Source organism: Treponema sp. UBA753, assembly GCF_002297325.1.
GTDB lineage: Bacteria > Spirochaetota > Spirochaetia > Treponematales > Treponemataceae > Treponema_D.
The window spans coordinates 4,267-9,106 of the sequence record NZ_DBKJ01000048.1; the positions used below are offsets into that span (position 1 = coordinate 4,267).

Below are 4,840 nucleotides of genomic sequence, written 5' to 3' on the forward strand. Positions count from 1 at the left end.
GGAATTGAAGTTACAACAGGCTTTTCTTCTTTTAAATCAAAACTTTCTGTTTCAAAATCAGGTTCAAAAGAATTTTCTTTAGGCGCAGAAGATTTGTCGCCGGATGAAAATGGATTCTGCGCAAAAAAATCTTCTGCGCTAGTTTCATCTTCTTCAAGTCCGCCTGTTTCTTCATCCTGATATTCTTCTGGAACTAAATTGTCAAGGCTATGAGAATATTGCTCCTTGTCATTCTCTTCTAACTCAGCATCAAGTTTTCCGTTTGAAAAAACTTCTTCAACAGCGACTTCTTCATTTTGAAGATTTTCAAATTCAGGCTCCAGTTCATTTGCAGATTCTGGTTCAGTTTTTACTTCACTTGGAGCAGAAGGCTGCGTTTCAATTTCGCAAGAAGAAACTTCTTGAGCCTGTGTTTTTTCACCAAGTCCAATTTCAAAGTTTTCGTCAGCATCTCCAAATTCGTCTTCAATAGAAGAGCCTGCGTTTGCAAAAATATTTGTAGAGTCAAGAAGTCTTTTGTTTATTCGCTCAATGCCGTTTTTCCAGGCTTTGTTTTCAGAATCGAATTTTTCAATCTGCCTGTAAGTGGACATTGCCTGCGTAAGATTTCCTTGCGCTTCATAGTTTTTTGCAATGGAATGAAGAGCGTCTACATTTTCTGGATTTTGGGCAATATAGCGAAGATAAAATTCTTCCGCTTTTTTTAGCTCGCCTTTTTGTGAATACCGAATTCCGCCTTCACGGTAAAAATCAGAGTAACTAGGATTCAACATCTTTATCTTTTTAAAGCAGCCGGAAGCCTTGCGTTCCTCTCCAATGCAAATATAGTACTGGCCAAGCAAATTCAGCACATGAAGGTCATCTGGATTTTTTTCGTATGCGCACTGAATTTTTTTTCCTGCTTCTTCAATCCTGTCTGCGCTCAAAAGAATATGCGCATACTGGCAAAGCATAGACGAATCTTCAGGAGCAGCCGTTTCCATGCGGTCCATTATTTCAAGAGCGTCTTCGCTTCTTCCAGTTGACTCATAAGCAGATGCAAGTCCAGAAAGTGCCTTTAGAAATTCCGGGCGGATTTTTAAAGCCTCATTGTATTCAACTTCCGCATTGTCAAAGTCGCTTTGCTTTGTATAGACGTCTCCAAGTTTTGTGTGCATGGCGGCATCTTTTGGATTTAAATTCAAAGCGTGCCTTACAAGCTCTCCTGCATTGCGGGTCTTGTTCTTTTTCAAAAGCAAGTCGGCATAGTTTTCAATTGCTTCAAGCCAGCCCGGTTTTGTTTTTAATGCGGCTTCATACTCAGACTGGGCTTTTTCAAATTCGCCGAGAACGTCATAGCTTTTTGCAAGATTCAAATGAAGAATCGGATGGTTTAAATCAATTTTAAGTCCGCGTAAATAAGAAGATACAGCGTCCTTGTGCTGATTTTTCAGCGCGTAAATTGAACCTATATGGTTGAATGCAAGAACATCTTCTGGGTTTTCTTCGACAACTCTGTTAAAGCAATTAAGGGCATCGTCATATTTTCCCATTAGCTTAAATGTAAAGCCTAAGTTGTAAAAAGACTGAACATTTGATTCATCTGCAATAACTGCGCGCTCAAGAACTGAAATGGAATCATCGTATTTTTTAAGACGGCGGTAAATTCCTCCAAGCGAATTCAAAGCTTCAACATTTTTTGAATCAATGCGGATAATTTCATTAAAATAAGCAAGAGCTTTTTCATCATCGCCGCTTTTTACATAAAGATTTCCCAAGGAACTAAGAAGCTCAACATTCTGCGGATCGCTTTTTAAAAGTCCTTTGTAAATGCGGGCTGCCTGTTCAAAATCCCTGGAAAGAATCGCGGCGTTTGCCCTGTCCAAAATTCCATTGTTTCGCTTGCTCTCGTTATCCATAACTTTCTTCCTATTTTCTTGAAGGGCGGGCAAAAACTTCTTTGGAAAGTTCGCCCATAATCCTTGAGTCGTACTTTGAGTAAGAGGCTATTGCAAAGTAATAAATTTTTCCGTTCTTCAAGCCGTTTAATTTTATAGAAACAGAATTTCCTGCGTCAATAGGAGACTGACCTTCCAGGGCTTCTCTGCCTAAGTACTCACCCGGACGTTCTCCATAAAAAATATAGTATCCGCCAACGCTATCATCAACTGAATAAGGCCATGTTAAAACTACAGAGCCGTCCATAGGAACAGCAGTCAGTTTGAACGGAGCAAGCGGAGAAGGAATTTCTTTGTAGTTTATGCTTAGCTGTGTAACAGAAGGGGTGCGAGAGCCTTTTCCATCTGGATACAATTCCGCTGCAATTTGAAAGTAAAGTCCTGAAACATTTTCAATTTTTTCTCCAGGCTTTACAGGAATCCATTTAGGAAAATCCTCTGTCCAGTTGTAAAAGTTGTCTCCGCTGCGTATAAAAAATTCAACTCCAGTTTCTGACGGTTTGTCTACAATCGCATCAAGGCTTACAACAGTTGAACCTTGGCTTAAAAGAATTGGCTCTGTTTCAAATCTTCCGCCTGAAACTTTATAGTTGTCAATTCTAAGGTCTTCTGAAACTTCGCTTTTTGATGTGCGCTGAATTCTAAAATCGTCAATCAAGCCTGTGTACTGAGGGCAAATATCAATGTCGGCAGGAACTCCCATAATCGGAGAATAAACAGAACCGCCTGTTTCATGCCCGGAAGTTGTAACATATTTTAAATCTTCAAGCTTGCCGTTAATTCTGTATTCAAATGCGCCTGTATCTTGGTCAAAGTGAATCGCGTGGTGCATCCAAATTTCTGGAATTATAGTCGTGTAGCTTGAAAGAGTTATTTCGCCGCCGTTTTTTATGTAGCCGTTGAAAACATTTGTAAATGACCATTCAAGATGATTTCCAAAGAAACTTGCCGTTATCATCTGGTAGAGCGGATAGCCTGCGACAGTTCTTGAGGAGCGCCATGAAAAAACAATTTCTCCGTTTTCTGCAATTGAAGGCTTGAGCCAGAATTCAATTGTGATTGAGCCGCCCTGCCCTTGCTTTCCGAAAATTGTATCTTTTTTTCCGCGCAAACGCACTCCGCCAGTTCCACGAGAAAGCCCAGAATATTTTCCCATAAATGATTTTTCAGCGGGAACAAGAGAATTGCTTGTAACAGAATAATTTCCAGAAACGTCTTTTACTTCGTTGTTTTCAAAGTTGATAAGAAGGTCTGTGTCTTTATCTAAAGGCCTGCTGTTGGTTGCAAGAACCATCGCGTCATAGCCGAACTTTCCCTTTCCCTGAACAATTCCGTCCATCTTTGAAAGTGCTGTCCAGCCTTCTTTTCCGCCAAGCACAATGGATTTTTCCTGGGCAAAGGCAGTATTCAAAAGCGCGAAAAAAAATGCTATAATTGCAATCAAAATATTTTTATTCATAATATGAACGACCATAAAATAAATTCTACGCCAAAACTTTCACATAGAGAGATTCTTCATCAGACCGCGTTAAAGGCACCGTTAAAAAGCGGAGTTTATCTTTGGCGGAATGAAGAACAAACCGTAATCTATGTAGGCAAAGCAAAAAATTTAAAAAACAGGCTCACTTCGTATTTCAGCGGAAACAAGGACATAAAAACAAGACTGCTTATAAGCCGCGCCCGCTCTATTGAGTATATTACAACCGACAATGAATATGAAGCTTTTCTTCTTGAAAACAACCTCATAAAAAAATATTCACCGCGCTATAATATCAGCCTGAAGGACGGAAAATCTTATCCTGTAATAAAAGTTACAAAAGAAAAATTTCCGCGCCTTTTTAAAACAAGAAACATAACACACGACGGTTCAATTTATTTCGGACCGTTTCCAGACGCTTCCGCATTGGATTCATTTTTAGAAACGCTCTATGAAATCTATCCGCTGCGAAGATGCAAAAAGTTCCGCGAAAAAAATTTTCCGTGCATGTATTACCACATAGGAAGATGCAAAGCTCCATGCTGCAAAAAAACAAACGAATCCACCTATAATGAATTTATCGAAGAAATTTGCTCGTTACTTGAGGGCAAAGGCGAAGAAACTGTAAAAAAACTTCAACTCCAAATGAAGGAAGCTGCAAAGAACTTGAACTTTGAAAAAGCCGCAAGACTGCGCGATGGAATAAAAGCATTGGAAATTCTTCAGCACAGAAACATCGTTGAAAATTTTGAAGGCACAGACAAAGACTATATTGCTCCTTGGCGCGAAGGTGAGCTTGTTAGTTTTACAGTTCTAAAAATGCGAGGCGGAAAACTGCTTGGCAGGGACAACTACAGAACTGTAAGCCTAAATGAAGACTCTGAGCTTATCCCGGAATTCATGGCTTCATATTACAACGGAAAAGAACTTATTCCGCCGCAGATTTATATAATGCAAAGCGACGGAACAGAATTCATGAAAAGATGGATTTTTGAAACTTACGGAATCAAAACTGAAATAGTCGCGGTAAATGAAAATTCTCCAAGCGTCCACAAAGCCGCAATAGGAATGGCTCAGCAAAATGCAAAGGAAGACATAATCCGCAGAATGAGAGAGCGCGGAGACTTCCCGGCAATGGAAGAACTCAAAAAAGAACTTTCGCTTCCAAATCTTCCTGCAAGAATTGAAGGCTTTGACATTGCGCATATCGGCGGAAAATTTCCAGTCGCCAGCTTAATCAGTTTTTACAACGGAAATCCGGACAAGAAAAACTACAGATATTTCAGGCTGAAAACAACGGACGGAATAATAGACGATTTTGCTTCAATGAAAGAAGCGGTTTCAAGAAGATACACAAGGCTTGTAAACGAAAAAAAAGAATTGCCTGATTTGATTTTAATTGACGGCGGAATAGGACAAGTAAATG

3 protein-coding genes are annotated in these 4,840 nt (G+C 39.7%); 1 reads left to right on the forward strand and 2 read right to left on the reverse strand.

What is annotated here, in order from left to right:
• Both B4C08_RS03960 and B4C08_RS03965 read right to left on the reverse strand, forming a co-directional pair.
• Nucleotides 1–1,898 (reverse strand): tetratricopeptide repeat protein (locus B4C08_RS03960; RefSeq protein ID WP_296663132.1); only part of this gene is annotated, 1,898 nt, incomplete at its 3' end.
• Between the two features lie 10 nt (nucleotides 1,899–1,908).
• Nucleotides 1,909–3,411 carry a LamG-like jellyroll fold domain-containing protein gene (locus B4C08_RS03965; protein ID WP_296663134.1) on the reverse strand — a complete coding sequence of 501 codons (1,503 nt, stop codon included), beginning with the start codon at nucleotides 3,409–3,411 and terminating at the stop codon, nucleotides 1,909–1,911.
• Between B4C08_RS03965 and uvrC the strand changes: the two genes are divergently transcribed.
• The coding region (gene uvrC / locus B4C08_RS03970) for an excinuclease ABC subunit UvrC (protein ID WP_296663137.1) at nucleotides 3,400–4,840 on the forward strand (1,441 nt) is incomplete at its 3' end. The two genes, B4C08_RS03965 and uvrC, sit on opposite strands and share 12 nt — an antisense overlap.

What these genes read in the sequence shown, in the direction of transcription:
- B4C08_RS03965 (WP_296663134.1), bottom strand. Translation starts at nt 3,411, where the DNA reads ATGGTCGTTCATATTATGAATAAAAATATTTTGATTGCAATTATAGCA.